1 pseudogene is annotated in these 804 nt (G+C 41.4%); it reads right to left on the bottom strand.

The annotated features are described in order from the left end of the window. Positions 1 to 804: pseudogene (glyA, locus tag ARSQ2_RS11690) on the bottom strand (serine hydroxymethyltransferase); the annotation flags it as partial.

Raw genomic sequence — 804 nt, 5'->3', positions numbered from 1 at the left:
TTGTAACCAAGTTTGATGAAAACTTCCACCATCGTTTTCGCATTTTTAGCCACTTGCTGTTGATAAGTTTTAAATTCAGGCTCCATCGCTTCTTTTAATCCAAGCGCTTTACCAGCAATAACATGCATTAATGGGCCACCCTGAGCACCAGGGAATACGGCAGAATTTATTTTTTTGTAAAACGCCTCATCACCCCACCTTTAGCCAAGATCAAACCACCACGAGGGCCAGCCAAAGTCTTATGGCTAGTGGTCGTCACGACATGTGCATGAGGAACAGAGTTAGGATAAACGTCAGCAGCCATGAAGCCAGCGATATGTGCCATATCAACAAAGTAAGTAAGCACCAATACTATCTGCAATTTGACGCATTTTAGCCCAGTCAACCACGCCTGAATAAGCAGAAAAACCGCCAATGATCATTTTAGGTTTATGCTTTTGTGCGTGAGTGGCTTATATTGTCGTAATCAATTTTACCCTCTTCATCGATACCGTAAGGAAGGATATTATAAAGCTTACCAGAAAAATTGACGGGTGTGAGCCATGGGTTAAATTGTCCACCATGTGCCAAATTCATGCCTAATACCGTATAACCAGGTTGCAATAAAGCCATATAAACAGCGGTATTAGCTTGTGAACCTGAGTGTGGCTGAACATTAGCAAAATCCGAATCAAATAGAGTTTTTGCTCGATCTATAGCGAGTTGTTCAACAATATCAACATGTTCACAACCACCATAATAACGTTTACCAGGATATCCTTCGGCGTATTTATTGGTAAGTTGAGAACCTTGAGCCTGCATAAC

Source organism: Arsenophonus endosymbiont of Bemisia tabaci Q2 (genome assembly GCF_902713415.1).
Classification (GTDB): Bacteria; Pseudomonadota; Gammaproteobacteria; order Enterobacterales; family Enterobacteriaceae; genus Arsenophonus.
The sequence above is the reverse complement of the archived record's forward strand: the minus strand, read 5'-3'. Positions and strand labels throughout refer to the sequence as shown.